General features: G+C 68.1%; 15 protein-coding genes. 11 read left to right on the top strand and 4 right to left on the bottom strand.

Features of this window, described 5'->3' with window-relative positions:
• Positions 1-89 precede the first annotated feature (89 nt).
• Complete coding sequence (locus ACIBG5_RS01810; protein WP_396389527.1) at positions 90-545, bottom strand: pyridoxamine 5'-phosphate oxidase family protein; 456 nt, start codon at positions 543-545, stop codon at positions 90-92.
• A gap of 46 nt (positions 546-591) precedes the next feature.
• On the opposite strand from ACIBG5_RS01810, the gene ACIBG5_RS01815 reads away from it, so the two are divergent.
• On the top strand, positions 592-1,068 hold the full coding sequence (locus tag ACIBG5_RS01815) for a MarR family winged helix-turn-helix transcriptional regulator (protein WP_396389528.1): 477 nt from the start codon (positions 592-594) through the stop codon (positions 1,066-1,068).
• A 622-nt stretch (positions 1,069-1,690) separates the two neighbouring features.
• Here the strand turns inward: ACIBG5_RS01815 and ileS are convergent.
• Positions 1,691-4,834: an isoleucine--tRNA ligase gene (gene ileS / locus ACIBG5_RS01820; RefSeq protein WP_396389530.1), complete on the bottom strand. Its 3,144-nt coding sequence runs from the start codon at positions 4,832-4,834 to the stop codon at positions 1,691-1,693.
• Between the two features lie 648 nt (positions 4,835-5,482).
• Here ileS and ACIBG5_RS01825 point away from each other — a divergent pair.
• The 8 genes from ACIBG5_RS01825 to ACIBG5_RS01860 all read left to right on the top strand — a co-directional run bounded on the left by ACIBG5_RS01825 (position 5,483) and on the right by ACIBG5_RS01860 (position 15,089).
• Entirely contained in the window at positions 5,483-6,169 is a 687-nt protein-coding gene (locus ACIBG5_RS01825) for a TraR/DksA family transcriptional regulator (RefSeq protein WP_396389531.1), read from the top strand.
• Complete coding sequence (gene lspA, locus ACIBG5_RS01830) at positions 6,142-6,774, top strand: signal peptidase II (RefSeq protein WP_396389532.1); 633 nt, start codon at positions 6,142-6,144, stop codon at positions 6,772-6,774. Before ACIBG5_RS01825 ends, lspA begins: the two co-directional genes overlap by 28 nt.
• A gap of 17 nt (positions 6,775-6,791) precedes the next feature.
• The gene (locus ACIBG5_RS01835) at positions 6,792-7,700 is read left to right on the top strand and encodes an RluA family pseudouridine synthase (RefSeq protein ID WP_360449597.1); all 909 of its coding nucleotides are present in this window, start codon (positions 6,792-6,794) and stop codon (positions 7,698-7,700) included.
• Positions 7,697-8,302, top strand: a complete 606-nt coding sequence (locus tag ACIBG5_RS01840) for a Type 1 glutamine amidotransferase-like domain-containing protein (RefSeq protein ID WP_396389533.1) — start codon at positions 7,697-7,699, stop codon at positions 8,300-8,302. Before ACIBG5_RS01835 ends, ACIBG5_RS01840 begins: the two co-directional genes overlap by 4 nt.
• 141 nt (positions 8,303-8,443) lie before the next feature.
• Positions 8,444-11,992, top strand: coding sequence for a DNA polymerase III subunit alpha (gene dnaE, locus ACIBG5_RS01845; RefSeq protein WP_396389534.1), 3,549 nt, complete (start codon positions 8,444-8,446; stop codon positions 11,990-11,992).
• 79 nt (positions 11,993-12,071) lie between these two features.
• A complete protein-coding gene (locus ACIBG5_RS01850) occupies positions 12,072-12,692 on the top strand; it encodes a hypothetical protein (protein ID WP_396389535.1) in 621 nt (206 codons plus the stop codon).
• Between the two features lie 78 nt (positions 12,693-12,770).
• Complete coding sequence (locus ACIBG5_RS01855) at positions 12,771-14,588, top strand: DUF3352 domain-containing protein (RefSeq protein ID WP_396389536.1); 1,818 nt, start codon at positions 12,771-12,773, stop codon at positions 14,586-14,588.
• Positions 14,589-14,717: 129 nt separating this feature from the next.
• Positions 14,718-15,089 (top strand): VOC family protein, encoded by a 372-nt coding sequence (locus tag ACIBG5_RS01860; RefSeq protein WP_396389537.1) that lies wholly within the window; start codon positions 14,718-14,720, stop codon positions 15,087-15,089.
• On the opposite strand, the gene ACIBG5_RS01865 is transcribed toward ACIBG5_RS01860, so the two are convergent.
• The gene (locus tag ACIBG5_RS01865; RefSeq protein WP_396389538.1) at positions 15,080-15,847 is read right to left on the bottom strand and encodes an SDR family NAD(P)-dependent oxidoreductase; all 768 of its coding nucleotides are present in this window, start codon (positions 15,845-15,847) and stop codon (positions 15,080-15,082) included. The genes ACIBG5_RS01860 and ACIBG5_RS01865 overlap by 10 nt on opposite strands.
• A gap of 18 nt (positions 15,848-15,865) precedes the next feature.
• Positions 15,866-16,585 carry an SDR family oxidoreductase gene (locus ACIBG5_RS01870; protein WP_396389539.1) on the bottom strand — a complete coding sequence of 240 codons (720 nt, stop codon included), beginning with the start codon at positions 16,583-16,585 and terminating at the stop codon, positions 15,866-15,868.
• Between the two features lie 103 nt (positions 16,586-16,688).
• Here ACIBG5_RS01870 and ACIBG5_RS01875 point away from each other — a divergent pair, with 103 nt between their 5' ends.
• Together ACIBG5_RS01875 and ACIBG5_RS01880 are read left to right on the top strand one after the other, a co-directional pair.
• On the top strand, positions 16,689-17,564 hold the full coding sequence (locus ACIBG5_RS01875) for a LysR family transcriptional regulator (RefSeq protein WP_396389540.1): 876 nt from the start codon (positions 16,689-16,691) through the stop codon (positions 17,562-17,564).
• Between the two features lie 25 nt (positions 17,565-17,589).
• Positions 17,590-18,732, top strand: a complete 1,143-nt coding sequence (locus ACIBG5_RS01880) for a serine hydrolase domain-containing protein (RefSeq protein ID WP_396389541.1) — start codon at positions 17,590-17,592, stop codon at positions 18,730-18,732.
• Positions 18,733-18,777: the final 45 nt, after the last annotated feature.

Below are 18,777 nucleotides of genomic sequence, written 5' to 3' on the forward strand. Positions count from 1 at the left end.
CTCGAGAAGAGGCGGTGCTTTCCGGCGGCACCGCCTCTTCGGCATGTCTGGCCACTTCTGACACACCGTCCCGTTGCGGTGACAGGGTGTCAGGGCCAGGCGAGCGGATCCTTCCGGCCACTGAGCGTCTCGACGTCGGTGAGCCGCAGCCGGTACGGCGTCAGCCGTAGCAGGGAGGGCGATTCCCCGGCCGGGCCGTCGGGGAACACACTCCAGAAGTCGTAGCCGAGCGGTGCCGGCTCGCCCCGGTACAGCTCCCAGACTCGTTGCCGGGTCGCGACATCGGCGATCCACTCCGCGCGGCAGTCCGCGACAGCCACTTGATGACCGGGCTCCCAGTAGCTGCAACTCAAGTACGGGCTGTAGGCAAGGTGTCGCACCTTCACCGGCGTCGCCCGCGTGACGATCCACCCGGTCAGCTCATCCGCCAGTTCCCACAGCGGATGGAGGATGCGGGTCCGCGGCCGGTGATCCGGACCGACGGTCGCGACGGTGCACCACACGATCCGGTGCGCCCGATCCAGAAACTCCTTTTGCACAACCATGGTTGTAGGTTAGCCGATGCACAACCACGGTTGTATAGTTCGCGGCATGGACTTCGATCCGGCCGGTGCGGACCTCTCACTCGCCTCGCTGTTCGCCGGCTGGGCGCTGGCCGACGAGCTCCAGCGCCGGCTGGTGGCGGACGGTTTCGAGGACACCCGATTCGCCGACGGGGTGATCTTCCAGCATCTGATCGGCGGCCCGGTGACGATCAGCACACTGGCCGAGCGTCTCGGCGTCACCCAGCAGGCCGCGTCCAAGTCAGTGGTGGACCTGGAGCGGCGGGGCTACCTGACCCGCGAGCCGGATCCCGCCGACGCTCGCGCGCGGAACGTCGTACTCACCCAGCGGGGACAGTCCGTGATCGCCGCGGCCCGGCGTCATCGGGCGGCCCTGGATGCAGAACTCCGCCGAGCCCTCGGCACCGAGCGCATCGAAGCAGCCCGGTTGGTGCTCGTCGACACCATCAACCACCTCGGCGCCACCCCATCCCTCCGAGCCCGCACCGTCCGCCCACCCCGCTAACCCACCGGCCCGCGTGCCCTCCCACCCGCGTGCAGACCCACTCGCCCGCCCGCCCGCGTGCAGACCCACCCGCCCGGCCGCATGCAGACCCACCCGCCCGGCCGCATGCAGACCCGCGCGTCCGCCCCGTCTGGTGGGCTGACCCACGAGACGGTGGGTTTGCCAGCCGCCTGCCGATGGCCAACCCTCAATCCGGTGGGTCGACCCACTCGCCGGCGTGCCCGCCCGTGCACCCGCCCTCCCGCCCGCCCGCATGCAGACAGCGCGCCCGCCCGTCCGCCCCCGTCTGGTGGGTTGACCCACGAGGCGGTGGGTTTACCAGCCGCCTGCCGATGGCCAACCCTCAATCCGGTGGGTCGACCCACTCGCCGGCGTGCCCACCCGTGCACCCGCCCTCCCGCCCGCATGCAGACCCGCGGACCCGCGCGCCCGCCCCCGTCTGATGGGCTGACCCACGAGATGGAGGGTTGGCCAGCCGCCTGCCGATGGCCAACCCCCCATCCGGTGGGTCAGCCCACCAAAGGGCATGGACGGACGGGCGGGCGGGCGGGCACGCGGGCGGGGTGGGATGCGTGGAGTGAGGTGGGGTGAGGTGGGATGGGTGGAGTGAGGTGGGAGGGGGTCAGGCTTTGGCTAGCCAGTAGGTGAGGTGCAGGTCGTCTTCGGTGCCGGTGGCAACGTCCGGCGTCTCGGTCGGGGCCGAGTGCGCGAGCTCGACTGCCAGGACCTCGCGGGCGATCTCGTCGCTGTGCTTGCCGAGGGCATCGGTCAGGTCGGTGTCGGTCGAGGTGAGCCAGACCTTGATCCGGTCCGAGACCTCGAGGCCGGCGTTCTTCCGGGCTTCCTGCAGGGTCCGGATGACCTCGCGGGCCAGGCCGGCCTGCTTGAGCTCCGGCGTGACCTCGAGGTCGAGGGCAACGGTTTCGCCCTGCTCGTTCACCACGGACCAGCCTTCGCGCGGCCGCTCCGACAGCAGCACCTCGGACTCGCCGACCTCGACGTTCTCGCCGTCCACGACGACAGTCGCCGTACCCGACTCCTTCAGTGCGGCGGCGAGGGCGGCGGCGTCGGCCGCGGCGATCGCGGCGGCGACCACCGGGGTCTGCTTGGCGAACCGCTTGCCGAGCTCGCGGAAGTTGCCCTTCGCGGAGAACTCGACCAGGTCCGCGCCGGCTGAGGAGAGCGGTTCGACCGAACCGACATTGAGCTCGTCGGCGATCTCGCGCAGCAACTGCGGCGACAGGTCAGCGATCGCCGCCGATCCGACCAATGCCCGGGACAACGGCTGGCGCGTGCGCACCTTCGCTTCGGCCCGCGCCGAGCGGCCGAGCTCGACCACGCGACGTGCCATCGACACATGCTGTGCGAGTGCATCGTCGATGAGGTTCTCGTCGTACGCCGGGAACGTCGTCAGGTGCACCGACTCCGGGAGACCGGGCGTGACCGGGCGGAACACGTCCTGCCAGACCCACTCGGTGACGAACGGCGTCAGCGGCGCCATCACCCGGGTCAGCGTCTCGAGCGTCTCGTGCAGCGTCGCCAGCGCGCCCCGGTCACCGGCCCAGAACCGGCGGCGCGAACGCCTGACGTACCAGTTCGAAAGCACGTCGACGAAGCCGCCGATCGCCGTGCCCAGCTTCTGCGTGTCGTAGACGGCGTACGCCTCGTCGGCGTCGCGGACCAGCCGGTGCGTCTCGCCGACCAGCCAGCGGTCCAGCACCGATCGCTCGGCGACCGGTGGCGCGTCCGTGGGCGACCAGTCGGCCAGCCGCGCGTACAGAGCGTGGAAGGCGACCGTGTTCCAGTAGGTGAGCAGCACCTTCCGGACGATCTCGTTCAGCACGTTCGGCCCGAGGCCGCGGGCCTTCCACGGTGAGCCGGACGCGGTCATGAACCACCGCACGGCGTCGGCGCCGTGGTCGTCCATCAGCCTCATCGGCTCCAGGATGTTGCCCAGGTGCTTGGACATCTTCCGGCCGTCCTCGGCCATGATCAGGCCGAGGCAGACGACATCGCGGTACGGCGACTCGTCGAAGACCAGCGTGCCGATCGCCATCAGCGTGTAGAACCAGCCGCGAGTCTGGTCGATCCCCTCGGAGATGAAGTTGGCCGGGTAGGTCTGCTCGAACTTCTCCTTCGAGCCCTCGACCCAGGGGTAGCCCCACTGCGCGAACGGCATCGAGCCCGAGTCGTACCAGGCGTCGATCACCTCGGGCACCCGGCGGGACTCCGCGCCGCAGGTCGGGCAGGCGAAGGTGATGTCGTCGACGTACGGCCGGTGCGGGTCGGTCTCGCTCACGTCGCGGCCGGCCAGCTCACTGAGCTCGGCCAGCGACCCGACGCAGACCTGGTGGTCGTCCGCGCACCGCCAGATCGGCAGCGGCGTACCCCAGTAGCGGGTCCGGGACACGGCCCAGTCGATGTTGTTGCGCAGCCAGTCGCCGTACCGGCCCCACTTGACCGAGTCCGGGTACCAGTTGGTCTTCTCGTTCTCCCGGAGCAGCGCGTCCTTCACCTGGGTGGTGCGGATGTACCAGGAGGGGAGGGCGTAGTACATGACCGGGGTGTGGCAGCGCCAGCAGTGCGGGTACGGGTGCTCGTACGGCACGTGCTTGTAGAGCAGGCCGCGGTCCTGGAGGTCCTTGACCAGGGTCTCGTCGGCCTTCTTGAAGAACTGCCCGCCGACCAGCGGCACGTCGGCGGCGAAGTGGCCGTTGCTGTCGACGGGGTTCACGACCGGCAGGTCGTACGCGCGGCTGACCGCGAGGTCGTCCGCGCCGAACGCGGGGGACTGGTGCACCAGACCGGTGCCGTCCTCAGTGGTGACGTACTGGGCGAGTACGACGTAGTGCGCCGGCTCGGGGAACTCGACCAGCTCGAACGGTCGCTGGTAGGTCCAACGCTCCATCTCACGACCGCCGTACCCGCCGGTCACCGTCCAGCCCTCACCAAGCCGGTCCAGCAGCGGCTCCGCCACGACGAGCGACTCGGTGCCGTCGGTCGCGACGACGTACTCGACATCGGGATGAACTGCGACAGCAGTGTTTGAAACGAGCGTCCAAGGTGTCGTCGTCCAGACCAGCAGCGACGCTTGGCCGGCCAGGGGTCCGGAGGTGAGCGGGAAGCGGACGTAGACCGACGGGTCGACGACAGTCTCGTAGCCCTGGGCGAGCTCGTGGTCGGACAGACCGGTGCCGCAGCGCGGGCAGTACGGCGTGATGCGGTAGTCCTCGACCAGCAGGCCCTTGTCGTGGATCTGCTTCAGCGACCACCAGACCGACTGCACGTACGGCGCGTCCATGGTCCGGTACGGGTTCTCGAGGTCGACCCAGTAACCCATCCGCCGGGTCATCACCTCGAAGGCGTCCACGTGCCGCAGGACCGACTCACGGCACTTGGCGTTGAACTCGGCGATGCCGTACGCCTCGATGTCGTTCTTGCCGGTGAAACCGAGTTCCTTCTCCACCGCGACCTCGACCGGCAGGCCGTGGCAGTCCCAGCCGGCCTTGCGCTCGACCCAGAAGCCCTTCATGGTCCGGTAGCGCGGGAACACGTCCTTGAAGACGCGGGCCTCGATGTGGTGGGTGCCGGGCATGCCGTTCGCCGTCGGCGGGCCTTCGAAGAACGTCCACGGCTGTCCGCCCGCGGACTGCTCGAGGCTCTTGGCGAAGGGATCGTGCTCGTCCCACCGGGTGAGCACCTCGCGCTCGAGCGCGGGAAAGTCAACTTGTGCCGGGACCTGCCGCCACGGGGTGTCTGCCGCCATCGTTTCGTCGTCCTTCGTCGCCAGTGACCTGCTGACGAGGGACGAAGTACCAGGCTTTTGGTCGCCGGATACCGCGCGGTACCACCCTCCTTGGTAACTCCCGGTGGAGCTACCCACTTCCTTCCCGCGCCGCGGCCGGTTCTAATAGGTCCTTGCGGACCGTTCTTCCGGCGGCTCCGGGGTGATGGCCCCATCACTGCCTTTGCGGATCGCGGTTGTCAGTGTACGGCGTAGTACCAGGCAACTACGAATCGTTAAGTGACCGGGGCCGGCGGGGTGGGGCAGTAAAAAGTAGTGGTCAGGGGAGGATTCAGGGATGAGAATTCTCCCGCGGGCTCGGGTGCTTCCGGACCTCGGTCTGCGGTAGGACGTCAAAGGGGGAGGAGAGCGACATCCGGCCGGGGCATCGAACAGATGCTCGGCTGAATTCCAGTTGGGTCCGAACTGATGCTCGTTCGGAACGAAACAGACTCGGGTGGTGAGACAGTCGCAGATGCGACTGTGACGCGCGGAACATCGAGTGGCCTTGAAGAACCGACTACCGTATGTCCACGGTCTGCGCGTCGGACTGGCACGTGGTGAACACGTGGCCTAATGTCTTGCGACCAGTCCGCTTCAGTCTCCGACGAAGGCAGGGGGTAGCTGACCATGGCTACATCGGCTCCCAAGAAGACCGCCCCCCAACGCACCGCCGCGGCCAAGAAGAGCGCCGCGAAGAAGACGACCGAGCAGGCCAAGACCACGGCCCGCAAGAAGGCGCCGGCGAAGACCTCACCGGCCAAGAAGACTTCCGCGGCGAAGAAATCCACAAGTTCGGCCGCGGCGAAGAAGACAGCTGCGAAGACCCCTGCCAAGAAAGCTCCGACGAAGAGGGTGGCCATGAAGACGAACGAGAACAGGGCCCCGGCAACGGCGCCGGCGAAGTCCGCAGCACGCAAGGCTGAGACCCTCGCGGTGAAATCCGGGGAGACCCCGTGGACGTCGGCCGAGCTGGCCGAACTGCGCGGCGAGCTGGAGGCCGACGTGGTGCACCTGCGGGAGGAGATCCGCGACGCCGAGCAGGAGATCGTGGGCCTGCTCCGCGACGGCGGTGACGGAGCCGGTAACGACCAGGCCGACGTCGGCTCCACCACGCTGGAGCGCGACCACGAGATGTCGCTGGCCAACAACGCCCGGGACATGCTGGACCAGATCGAGCGGGCGCTGGCCCGGATCGAGAACGGCACCTACGGCGTCTGTGAGAGCTGTGGCAACCCGATCGGCAAGGGTCGGTTGCAGGCGTTTCCGCGTGCGACACTGTGCGTGTCATGCAAAGAACGCGAAGAACGCCGCTGAACCACACCTCGTCCCGTCAGGCGGGGGACGACGCTGAACCGACGCCGGAACCGGCCGACCACGAGTCGGCCGGTTCTCCGTCGTCTCCGGACCCGGCCACGCCGCCGCCGAAGAAGTCCTGGAAGTGGACCGTCATCTTCGCCGTCGTCGGGCTGGTCATCCTCGGGCTGGATCAGTTGACGAAGGCTCTGGCGCTCCAGCATCTGACGCCGGGTGAGCCGGTGAACGTGATCGGGAGCCTGCTGAAGTTCAACCTGATCCGGAACTCGGGGGCCGCATTCAGTCTCGGCGCCGGGTATACGCCGTACATCAGCGTCGTCCAGATCACCGTCGCGGCCGGGGTCATTTATCTGTCCCGGCGACTGGGGTCGGTGGGCTGGGCGATCGCGTTCGGGCTGCTGTTCGGCGGTGCGGTCGGCAACATCATGGATCGGGTCTTCCGTGAGCCGTCGCCGTTCCACGGCCACGTCATCGACTTCCTGCAGACCCCGCACTGGGCGATCTTCAACGTCGCCGACATGGCGGTCACCACGGCCGCCTGCCTGCTGGTCCTCCAGACCCTGCGCGGCGTCCGCCTGGACGGTACGAAAGACCACCGGAAGTGAGTGACTCCCGGACCGTGATGGTGCCGGACGGGCTGGCCGGCGAGCGCCTGGACGCGGCTCTGTCCCGCCTGTTCGGCGTGTCCCGGACCAAGGCCGCCGAGCTGATCGAGTCCGGCCTGGTCCAGGTCGACGGTGCCCCGGCTCCCAAGTCGTCCCGGGTGGCGGCCGGCGTACTGCTGGACGTCGAGCTACCGGCTCCGCCCGCCGCGGTGACCGTCGTACCCGAGACCGTGGACAACCTCCGGATCGTGTACGACGACGACGAGATCATCGTGGTCGACAAACCGGTCGGAGTCGCCGCGCACCCGTCGCCCGGCTGGACCGGCCCGACCGTGATCGGCCACCTGGCCGGAGCCGGCTTCACGATCTCCACCAGCGGCGCCGCCGAGCGCAAGGGCATCGTGCACCGGCTCGATGTCGGTACTTCCGGGTTGATGGTCGTCGCCAAGACCGAGTACGCGTACACCGTGCTCAAGCGCGCCTTCAAGGAGCGCACGGTCAAGAAGATCTACCACGCGCTGGTCCAGGGCCACCCGGACCCGTTCACCGGGACAGTGGACGCGCCGATCGACCGGCACCCGCACCACGACTACAAGTTCGGCGTCGTCGCGGGCGGCAAGCCGAGCGTCACCCACTACGAGACGCTCGAGGCGTTCCGGTACGCGACCCTGCTCGAGATCACCCTCGAGACAGGCCGCACCCACCAGATCCGCGTCCACATGTCCGCCATCGGCCATCCGTGCTGCGGCGACCTGACGTACGGCGCCGACCCGGTGCTCGCCGAGCGGCTCCAGCTGACCCGGCAGTGGCTGCATGCCATGCGCCTCGGCTTCAACCACCCCGGCACCGGCGAGTACGTCGAGTTCACCTCGGAGTACCCGGACGACCTCGACCACGCGCTGGATCTGCTCGTGGACTCGCAGTGAGGCTGTACCTGTCCTCCTTCCGCCTGGGCGACCATCCCGAGCGCCTGGTGGCACTCCTGCCACCGAGCGGCCGGGTCGCCGTCATCTGCAACTCGATCGACTTCGAGGAGCCTGGCGAACGCAAGGAGAAGGTGGCGGCCGAGATCACCTGGCTGACCGAACTGGGTCTGCGTCCCGAGGAGCTCGATCTCCGGGAGACCGCCGACTTCTCGACGTACGACGGAGTCTGGGTCCGCGGGGGGAACGTCTTCGTACTCCGCGAGGCGATGGCGCGCTCCGGCGCCGACCGGATCCTCCCCGATCTGATCCGCTCCGACCACCTGGTGTACGCCGGGTACAGCGCGGGGCCGTGCGTCCTCGCACCCAGCCTGCGCGGGCTCGAACTGTGCGACGACGTCGACGCGGTCGAGGGCGAGGTGATCTGCGACGGTCTCGGCGTCCTCGACCACGCAATCGTCCCGCACCTGAACTCCCCCGGCCACCCGGAAATGGAGTTCCTGGAGCAAGTCGCCGCCCTCTACGACCGCACCAAAGTCCCCTACCTCCCCATGCACGACGGCCAAGCCCTGGTCGTGACCGGCGACCACAGCGAACTGGTGTGAACCTGGTCTGGTCCACGACCGGATATCGGGCGACTTCGGAGCGCCGGCCGGGACGGTCGGAGGGTCTGCGAAAACTGTCGGTGGGGCCCGCATAGGCTGTGTCAGTCCCGCTCACTCACGCCCTGGGAGGTCTGCGTAGACATGGCGTCCAGCGACAGTTTCGTGCATCTACACGTGCACACCGAGTACTCCATGCTGGACGGCGCCGCGCGGATCGACGAGTTACTCAAAACCGCCCAGGAGATGGGCATGCCGGCCATCGCCACCACCGACCACGGCTACGTGTTCGGGGCCTACGAGTTCTGGAAGACCGCGAAGAAGTACGACGTCAAGCCGATCATCGGCGTCGAGGCGTACCTGACGCCGCACACCCACCGCAGCGAGCGGAAGCGGGTCAAGTGGGGCGACGCCAACTCGGGCCGCGACGACGTCTCCGGCAGCGGTGCGTACACCCACATGACGTTGCTGGCGAAGAACACCTCCGGCATGCACAACCTGTTCAAGATGAGCTCGCTGGCCAGCCTCGAGGGCTACTACTTCAAGCCCCGGATGGACCGCGAGCTGCTGCAGACCTACGGTCAGGGGCTGATCGGGACCACGGGGTGCGTGGGCGGTGAGGTGCAGACCAGGCTCCGGCTGGGCCAGTACAAGGAGGCCGTCGAGGCGGCGGCCGAGTTCCGTGACATCTTCGGCCCGGAGAACTTCTACTGCGAGCTGATGGACCACAATCTCGACATCGAGCGGAACACCCAGCGCGACCTGCTCAAGCTGGCCCGTGAGCTGAAGCTGCCGCTGCTCGCGACCAACGACCTGCACTACACCAAGCCCGAGGACGCGGTCGCCCACGCTGCGCTGCTGTGTGTGCAGTCCGCCTCGACCCTGTCCGACCCGAACCGGTTCAAGTTCGACACGAACGAGTTCTACGTCAAGACCGCGGCCGAGATGCGCGAGGTGTGGAAGGAACTGCCGGAGGCGTGTGACAACACGCTGCTGGTCGCCGAGCAGTGCGACGTCAGCTTCACCGAGGGCGAGGGCCGGTTCATGCCGCGCTTCCCCTGCCCCGACGGCCACAACGAGGAGTCCTGGTTCGTCGCCGAGGTCGAGACCGGCCTGCACAAGCGGTACCCCGGCGGCATCCCGGACCAGGTCCGCAAGCAGGCCGAGTACGAGATCGAGGTGATCACCTCGAAGGGATACGCGGGCTACTTCCTGGTCGTCGCCGACTTCATCAACTGGGCCAAGGAGCACGGCATCCGGGTCGGTCCGGGCCGTGGTTCCGGCGCCGGCTCGATGTGCGCGTACGCGATGCGGATCACCGACCTGGACCCGCTGCAGCACGGTCTGATCTTCGAGCGCTTCCTCAACCCGGAACGCATGTCGATGCCCGACTTCGACATCGACTTCGACGACCGCCGCCGCCCCGAGGTGATCCGCTACGTCACCGAGAAGTACGGCGACGACCGGGTCGCGATGATCGTCACCTACGGCACGATCAAGGCCAAGCAGGCGATCAAGGACGCGGGCCGGGTGCTGGACTACCCGTTCGCGATGGGCGACCGGATCACCAAGGCGATGCCGCCGACCGTGATGGGCAAGGACATCCCGCTGTCCGGCATCTTCGACCCGCAGCACAAGCGGTACTCCGAGGCCGGCGAGTTCCGGCAGCTGTACGAGTCCGACCAGGACGTGCGCAAGATCGTCGACACCGCGCGCGGGCTGGAGAACCTGAAGCGCCAGTGGGGTGTGCACGCGGCCGGCGTGATCATGTCCAGCGAGCCGCTGATCGACCTGATCCCGATCATGCGCCGCGAGCAGGACGGCCAGGTCATCACCCAGTTCGACTACCCGAGCTGCGAGACGCTCGGCCTGGTCAAGATGGACTTCCTCGGCCTGCGCAACCTGACGATCATGGACGACGCGGTGAAGAACGTCGAGGCCAGCCGCGGCATCACGCTGGACCTGGACGAGCTGGCCAAGAGCCTGAACGACGGCCCGACCTTCGAGCTGCTCGGCCGCGGTGACACGCTCGGCGTGTTCCAGTTCGACGGCGGCCCGATGCGGGCGCTGCTGCGGCTGATGAAGCCGGACGGCTTCGAGGACATCTCGGCCGTCGGCGCGCTGTACCGGCCCGGCCCGATGGGCGCGAACTCGCACACCAACTACGCCCTCCGGAAGAACGGGCAGCAGGAGGTCTCCTACCTGCACCCCGAGCTGGAGAAGGCGCTGGAGCCGATCCTCGGACCGACGTACGGGCTGATCGTCTACCAGGAGCAGGTGCTGAAGATCGCCCAGGAGCTGGCCGGCTACAGCTTGGGTAAAGCGGACCTGCTCCGCAAGGCGATGGGCAAGAAGAAGAAAGAGGTCCTCGACGCCGAGTACGTCGGCTTCGAGGAGGGCATGAAGTCGAACGGCTTCTCCGCCCAGTCGATCAAGGCGCTCTGGGACGTCCTGGTCCCGTTCTCCGACTACGCGTTCAACAAGGCGCACTCCGCGGCGTACGGGCTGGTCTCGTACTGGACGGCGTACCTGAAGGCGAACTACCCGGCGGAGTACATGGCCGCGGTCCTCACGTCCGTCAAGGACGACAAGGACAAGATGGCCATCTACCTGAACGAGTGCCGCCGGATGGGCATCAAGGTGCTACCGCCGGACGTGAACGAGTCGGACTCGAACTTCACCCCGGTCGGCACCGACATCCGCTTCGGCCTGTCCGCGATCCGCAACGTCGGCGTGAACGTGGTGGCCGAGGTCGTCGCGGCTCGCGAGGAGAAGGGCCGGTTCACCGACTTCGTCGACTTCATCGACAAGGTGCCGCTGCCGGTCTGCAACAAGCGGGTGATCGAGTCGCTGGCCAAGGCCGGTTCGTTCGACTCGATGAACCACGCCCGGCGCGCGGTCGTCGCGGTGCACGAGCAGGCCGTCGACGAGGCGATCGACCTGAAGCGGAACGAGGCGCACGGTCAGTTCGACCTGTTCTCGATGGGCGACGACGAGGCGGACGAGGGCGAGGGGAACAGCCGGCTCACCGTCACCGTTCCGGAGATCGAGGAGTGGGACAAGGCGACCAAGCTCGCGCACGAGCGCGAGATGCTGGGGCTCTATGTCTCCGACCATCCGCTGTTCGGCGTGGAGCACGTGCTGACCAACGGCAGCGACTGCACCATCGGTCAACTGCTCGCCGACGAGGACCGGCCGGACGGCTCCCAGGTCACCATCGGCGGCCTGGTCACCGCGGTGCAGCGGAAGGTGAACAAGCGCGGCGACATCTACGCGATCGTCACCATCGAGGACCTGGAAGGTTCGATCGAGGTGATGATGTTCTCCTCGGCGTACCAGTTGCACGCACACCTGCTCACCAACGACGCGATCATCTTGATGAAGGGCCGGGTCCGGCGCCGTGAGGACCGGCTCGAGCTGAGCGGCTCCGAGGTGATCGTTCCGGACCTGACCGAGGGCCCGAGCGGGCCGGTGGTGATCACGATGCCGGTGAACCGGTGTACGCCGCCGCTGGTCGAGCAACTGCGGGACGTGCTGCAGTCGCATCCCGGGATGACCGAGGTGCAGTTGCGCCTGCAGGCTCGGCAGAAGACCACGGTGATGCGGATCGGCGACCGGTTCCGGGTGACGCCGACGTCGTCGCTGATGGCGGATCTCAAGGCGCTCCTCGGACCGTCCTGCCTGGCCAGCTAGGGGACCTGTGAACGAGTCGTCTTCGGTTGCCGACCGGGGCGGTGGGGTGGGGCAGCAGAGAATGAGCCACACTGTCGAGGTGAGTCAACAGGAGTCCGCACAGCCCTCGCCGTACGTCGCACCGCCCTCGGGACTGCCGCTCGGTACGCCGCCGGCCCCGGAGCCGGAAATGCCGTGGGCGAAGGCGATCCTGGTGACCGTCGTCGTGTTCCTGGTCGCCGGTGTGGTGGCCGGGTGGGCCTGGCAGCAGTTCTCGCCGCTGGCGCAGTACACGGTCGACGAGCGGGGCGGTGCTCTGGGCGAGGAGCAGATGACCCGGATCTTCGGGCCGGACGGCACGTTCACCTCGATCGGGTTCGTGACCGCGCTGGTGCTGGGTGCCGCACTCTTCTGGTGGCTGCGCAACTACGGGCCGTGGTCGGTCGCGATCGTCGTACTCGGCGCCTGCATGGGTTCGGGAATCGCGTGGGGTGTCGGCATGCTGCTCGGCCATGATCCGCTGCAGCAGCGACTGGAGGCTGCCAAGCCGGGAGACCTGGTGTCAGCCCCGCTGGAGCTGCATACCTGGACTCCAGCCGCGGCCTGGTTGGTCGGTGCCGCGCTGGCCGCAGCCGTCATCGCCGCCACCACCTGGCGCAGCGAGCCGGTTGCAACCACTTCGCAACCTGGCGCGTCAAACACCCCGCCACCGGTGCACTAGTGTGTCCAGGTCGTGCCGCGCGAGAGCGCCGGACGACCTAGCCGGTGGGTGAGGCCACCGGACCACGCGAGGGAGCATATGTCCGACCAGAACATCCCGCCCAACCCGCCGTACCCAGGCGCCGGCGGTCCGCAGCACCCCCAGAACCCGTACGGCGGCCCCCCGCAGGGACAGCGTCCGTACGCCGGTCCGCCGCAGGGGCAAGGCCAGTACGGCGGCCCCACCCAGCACGGAGCTCCGCAGGGACAGCGCCCGATGGGTGCTCCCGGCAACCAGCAGGGTCCCTGGACGCAGGGCGTTCCGCAGGGTGCACCGCAGTACGGCCAGGCGCCGTCGCAGGGGCACCCAGGTCAGGCGCCGTACGGGCAGCAGCCTGGCGGACCAGGCGCGTACGAGCAGATGAACATCGGCGGACAGCCGCCGCAGGGGCCGGGGTTCGGTCCGGGGCAGTGGCAGCAGGAGCCGAAGAAGCGTCGCGGCAAGGTGATCCCGCTGATCGCCGCGCTGGCCATGGTGCTGGTCGTCGCCGGCGGCGGAATCTTTGCCTACGGCAAGCTGAACGGCGGCGAGCAGCCGGAGGCCGTGCTGCCCGGCACCGCGGTCGCCTATGCCCGCGTCGACCTGAACCCGTCGGCCGGCCAGAAGGTCGCCGCGATCCGGTTCCTGATGAAGTTCCCGTCGGTCAAGGAGAAGCTCGGCCTGACCGGTGAGAAGGACGACCTGCGGCAGAAGCTGTTCGAGCAGATCAAGAAGTACGCCGGTGACGACCTCGCCGATGTGAACTACGACAAGGACATCAAGCCGTGGCTCGGCGAGCGCGCCGGGCTGGCCGCGCTGCCCGCCACCGACGGCAAGAAGGACCCGAACGTGGTGCTCGCCGTCCAGGTGAAGAGCGAGAGCGACGCGAACAAGGGCCTGGACAAGCTGCTGGCCAACGAGGACGAGAAGCCGGGCCGTGCGTTCAGCAACGGCTACGTCCTGCTCGCCGACAGCCAGGCGATCGTCGACACGGCGGTCGCCACCGCCAAGGACAACCCGCTGGAGAAGAACGCCAAGTTCAGCGCGGACATGGACAGGCTCGGCGAGCGCGGCTTCATGTCGGCGTGGGCGGACATCAAGGCCATTGCCTCGCTGTCCGGCCGGGTCGAGTCCGAGCAGTTGGCCGGCCTGGGCGACGCGAGCATGGCGGCGGCGCTGCGGTTCGACTCGCAGTACGTCGAGCTGAAGGGCATCGCCTTGGGTGACCAGAGCATCAAGGTCAACTCGGCCGACGCCGGTGACGTGATCAGCCAGTTGCCGGACAGCACCGCCGGTGCGCTCGCGGTGTCGGGTGGCGAGAGCCTGATCGACACGATGTGGAAGCAGATGGAGAAGGCGGCCAACGGCAACCTCGAGCAGCTCACCCAGGGCTTCGCCGAGGAGACCGGCCTGAAGCTGCCGGACGACCTGAAGGTTGTGCTGGGCAAGAACCTGGCACTAGCGATCGACAAGGACACCTCGAACGGCCCGAAGATCGCGGCCCGGCTCGAGACCGATCCGGCCAAGGCCGAGCCGGTGGTGGAGAAGCTGACCACGCTGCTGCGGGACAAGTCCCGGGCGAACATCCCGGTCGAGTCGGCCAAGGACGACGACACGCTCGTGCTGGCGACCGACAAGGACTACGCCGACCAGGTGCTGAAGGGCGGCACGCTGGGCCAGACCGACAACTTCAAGCAAGCCCTGCCTGACACGAAGGGCGCGGTCTCGATCGGCTACATCGACTTCGAGGCCGCGGGTTCGCTGAGCGAACGGTTCAGCTCCGACAAGGACCTGGCCGCGCTCAAGTCCGGCGGCTTCGTCGCCCGCTCCACAGGCGACGGCCAGGCCGAGTTCACCCTCCGGGTGGTCGCGAAGTAGTCGTTCCAGATCGAGAAACCCCGGACGGCAGCGGTATCCGTCCGGGGTTTCTTGTGAAGTGATGTCGAAAACGCCGGTGCGGCTTCTACCTCCTGAGTGAAGGCACCTTTCACCGAGAAGGAGATCGAGATGAACCACCTCACCGGCATTCGGACCGTCGGCGTACCGGTCAGCGACCAGGATCGTGCGGTCGCGTTCTACACCGAGACGCTGGGATTCGAGCTGTTGATGGATGCTCCGCTGCCGCAGTTCGGCGGTCGCTGGATCGTGGTCGCGCCACCCGGCGCCGCGGCCAGCATCGCGCTCACCCCGGCCAGGGACGACAGCCCGGCCGGCATCGACACCGGCATCCGCCTGTCCAGCCCGGACGCCGAGGCGGCGCACGAGCACTTCCTCGCCGCAGGCGTCGAGACCGACGAACTTCTGAAGTGGCCGGACGTCCCGCCGATGTTCAGCCTCCGCGACCAGGACGGGAACCGGCTGTACGTCTCTCAGGAATGACCCGGCAACGTCACGCCGGTGCACGAGGCGCAGGCGTCCAGGAAGGTCGCCTGCACCTCCGGATCGGACGCGGCCGGATGCGTCCGGTGCGGCCGGAGGTGGTAGTAGTACTCACCGGTCGGCGTGCTCGCCGCGGTCGCGAGCCAGACCTGGGTCAGGTGCGCCTGGCCCAGGTCGCCGGGTGCCCCGCGGCCGCCCATCTTGGTCGGAACCCAGCCCGGATCCACGGCGTTCGACAGTACGTCGGGCCACAACCGGGCGACCGCGAAGGCGAGGATCACGTCGTGCAGCTTCGAGTCCGAGTACGCCTGCGCTCCCCGCCACCGCCGCCGTACCCACTGCAGATCGTCGAGTACGACGTCCCCGCTCTCGTGCATGCCCGAGCTCAGATAGATCAGCCGGTCCGGCCGATCGATCAGAGCGGTCAGCAGGTACGGCGCCAACGCGTTGACGGCGAACACGTGTTCCAGGCCGTCGACGGTCTCGATCCGTGGTTCCTGATAACCGACCGCCGCGTTGTGGATCACCACGTCGAACCGGCCCGACTCGTTCGCCTGCCGGGCCAGGTCGCGCGTCTCCGCGATACTCGCGAGATCGCCGGTCAGCGCGGCTTCGGCTCCGGGCAAGGCGGCCATGGCATCAGCCGCACGGGCTTCGTTGCGGGCATGGAGTACGACGTTGTGCCCTTGGTCGATGAGCTCGGAGGCGGCCAGCCGGCCGAGGCCGTCGGCGGAACCGGTGATCAGGATGCGTGCCACGGTGTCTACTCTGCCAGCTCAGACGAGGACATGGCCGCCGTCGATGGTGACGATGGTGCCGGTCGCGTAGCCCTGGTTCATCAGGTAGACGTACGCCTCGGCGATGTCGGTGACCTCACCGACCCGTCCGACCGGGAGCAGCCGCGCCGTCTCGTCGTACAAGGTCTGCTGGTCCTCGACGGACAGGTCCGACCACAGTGGCGAGCGGACGACGCCGGGCTTGACCGCGTTGACGCGGAGTGGTGCGAGTTCGACGGCGAGTGCCCGGACCAAGGAGTCCATGGCACCGCAGATGCTGGCCGCCACCGACCAGCCTGGACTGGGGCGATCACCTGCGGCGCCGGTCGTCAGTACGACGGAGCCGCCCCGGCGGATCTTCGATGCGGCGGCGCTGACCGCACCGAGAGCGCCGAAGTACCGGAGCTGGAACGCCTGCCGGGCCCGCGCGAGGTCCATCGACTCGACCTCGAGCAGGGTGAGCGGTTCACCGGCCGTGAAGATCAGGTGGTCGAACGGGTCGAGACGATCGAAGAACGCCCTGACCGCAGCGGCGTCGGTCAGATCGACCGCCTCGCCGGACGCGGTGCCGGGAAGCGCCTCCAGCGCGCGCTTGACGGACTCGGGGTTGCTGGAGGCAACGATTACGGTGGCGCCCTGGGCGGCGGCGAGGTGGGCGGTCGCGAGCCCGATCCCCGACGTACCGCCGAGGACGACGACGCGCTGATCCTGCAAACTCATCAGAAGACTTCCTTTCGTGGTGGGGGATTCCCTTCCACGATGCGGGTGTCCGGCCGCCGGTGTCCAAGACCTGTTCCGGCGTCTGTAATACCCTGAAGGTATTATGGACGTCGACCTCCGCAAGCTCAGGTACTTCGTCGCCGTCGCCGAGGAGCTGCACTTCGGCCGGGCGGCGGAGCGGCTGCACATCGCCCAGCCGGTGCTCTCCCGGCAGATCCGCGCGTTCGAGGACGAGCTCCGGGTCCAGCTCTTCGTCCGGACCAAGCGAGCCACCGAACTCACGCCGGCGGGTCGCCAGTTGCTCGACGACGCCCGGCCACTCCTCGCCTCAGCCGAGGCCGTGCGCCGCCGCGTCACTCAAGCTGCGCGGGGACCGAAGACCTTCACCGTCGGCTTCATGCCCGGCATCACCGTCACCCCAGCTGTCCGCGCCTTCGCCGCCGCACATCCCGAGGTCGAGGTCGAAGTGATCCGCACGACCTGGGACGACCAGGTGGACGTCCTGCACGACGGCCGCGTCGACGTCAGCATCGTGCGCCTGCCGATCGACCAGCAGGGGTTGAGCATCCGCCCGCTCTTCGAGGAGCCACGGGTCGCGATGCTCCCGTCCGACCACCGCCTGGCCGGCAAACCGGTCATCGAGATCACCGACCTCGCCGACGAACACCTGCTCCAGGAGCCCGACGCCGTTCCCGAATGGCGTGACATCGCGCTGGAACTGCGCACCGGCGCACCGAAGCCGCTCCCCGCACTCCGCAGCGTCGAGGAGAAGCTCGAACACGTCGCGACCGGCACCGGCATCTCGATCCTCCCGCTGTCGGTCGCGACCTTCTACCACCGCTCCGACGTCGCCGCCGTACCGGTGAACGACCTCGCGACCAACAAGGTATGCCTGGCCTGGATCGCCTCTCGCCGCTCCCGGTTGATCTACGACTTCGCCGATCTGGCGGCCACCGTCGACTGGACTCCGCAGCGCTGAACTCCTTCGGTGCCACTATCGAAGGATGGTGAAATCGGGGATGGCGGCGCTCCTGGTGCTGACGTTGGTGGGTTGTTCGGGTGGGAGCCCGGCCACGAGTACGCCGGCCACGGCCGCAATCTTCCTTGATCCGGCGACGACGCCGCTCGATCAGGCGAAGGCGAAGGCCTTGCAGGACGTGCTCGCGAAGATCGTCGCGACACCGAACCTCGAGTCGGGCTCGCGGGGCGTCACGGCCACGGTCGTCACCGATCGGTGGACCTGGTCCGGGGCGGCGGGGAAGGACGCCCGGGGTACGGCGTTGACCGCGGACACGAGCATGGCGGTCGCGAGCATCACGAAGACGTTCGTCGCGGCGGAGGTGATGCTGCTGGTGAAAGCGAAGAAGGTCGACCTGGACGCGCCGATCTCGACGTACGTGAAGCACAGGCTGACCGCGAACAAGGCGACTGTCCGGCAGCATCTCTCGATGACATCCGGCATACCGAACTACCTGCCCGACGACTACGCGCGGATGGACAAGGCGATCGCGACCGCGCCGAGTGAGCACTGGACGCATGAGCAGGCCTTGTCCTACGACACTGCGCCGGTCGGAGCACCGGGCAGCACCTACAACTACAGCAATCCCAGCTACGTACTGCTCGGTCTGCTGATCGAGAAGGTGACCGGGCAGCCGCTCGCGACCGTGCTCCGCCGGGACCTGGCGACGCCGGCGCGGCTGCAGCACGCTGCCTTCCAGGACGGCGAGAAGCCGCAGCCGCCTGTCGTGGTGGACGCCAATCCCGGGTGCGGCCGGGCGAACGACGGCTACCTCCCGTGCCGGTCGATCGCCAGCTTGTCCGCGGCCAACGGAGGGCTCGCCGCCGACGCGCCGACGATCGCACGCTGGGGATATGAGCTGTACGGCGGGCGCGTGCTTCCGGCCGACCTCGTGAGCGAGATGACCAAGGGCGAGGGCGAGTACGGGCTGGGGACGATGCGGTTCACGGGCCGGTTCGGCATCGGTACGGCGTTCGGCCACCGCGGCGAGATGGCCGACCACACCAGCCTGCTGCTCGTGATCCCGGAGAAGAGACTCTCCGTCGCCCTGCTCCTTGCCGATGGCAACAAACAGGTCGACACCGCGATGGCCGAACTCCTCAGCGCCCTCCAGCCCATGCTGAACTGACCTCAGCGACGGACCCGGTAGCGGATGTGGATGGCTGCCGGATCC

The organism is Kribbella sp. NPDC050241 (assembly GCF_044459685.1).
In the GTDB taxonomy this organism is placed as follows: Bacteria; Actinomycetota; Actinomycetes; order Propionibacteriales; family Kribbellaceae; genus Kribbella.

Excerpts from the sequence above, each read along its gene's own strand:
- ACIBG5_RS01810 (WP_396389527.1), bottom strand. The coding sequence starts at position 545 with ATGGTTGTGCAAAAGGAGTTTCTGGATCGGGCGCACCGGATCGTGTGG.
- ACIBG5_RS01815 (WP_396389528.1), top strand. The coding sequence starts at position 592 with ATGGACTTCGATCCGGCCGGTGCGGACCTCTCACTCGCCTCGCTGTTC.
- ileS (WP_396389530.1), bottom strand. The coding sequence starts at position 4,834 with ATGGCGGCAGACACCCCGTGGCGGCAGGTCCCGGCACAAGTTGACTTT.
- ACIBG5_RS01825 (WP_396389531.1), top strand. The coding sequence starts at position 5,483 with ATGGCTACATCGGCTCCCAAGAAGACCGCCCCCCAACGCACCGCCGCG.
- lspA (WP_396389532.1), top strand. The coding sequence starts at position 6,142 with ATGCAAAGAACGCGAAGAACGCCGCTGAACCACACCTCGTCCCGTCAG.
- ACIBG5_RS01835 (WP_360449597.1), top strand. The coding sequence starts at position 6,792 with ATGGTGCCGGACGGGCTGGCCGGCGAGCGCCTGGACGCGGCTCTGTCC.
- dnaE (WP_396389534.1), top strand. The coding sequence starts at position 8,444 with ATGGCGTCCAGCGACAGTTTCGTGCATCTACACGTGCACACCGAGTAC.
- ACIBG5_RS01855 (WP_396389536.1), top strand. The coding sequence starts at position 12,771 with ATGTCCGACCAGAACATCCCGCCCAACCCGCCGTACCCAGGCGCCGGC.
- ACIBG5_RS01860 (WP_396389537.1), top strand. The coding sequence starts at position 14,718 with ATGAACCACCTCACCGGCATTCGGACCGTCGGCGTACCGGTCAGCGAC.
- ACIBG5_RS01870 (WP_396389539.1), bottom strand. The coding sequence starts at position 16,585 with ATGAGTTTGCAGGATCAGCGCGTCGTCGTCCTCGGCGGTACGTCGGGG.
- ACIBG5_RS01875 (WP_396389540.1), top strand. The coding sequence starts at position 16,689 with ATGGACGTCGACCTCCGCAAGCTCAGGTACTTCGTCGCCGTCGCCGAG.
- ACIBG5_RS01880 (WP_396389541.1), top strand. The coding sequence starts at position 17,590 with ATGGTGAAATCGGGGATGGCGGCGCTCCTGGTGCTGACGTTGGTGGGT.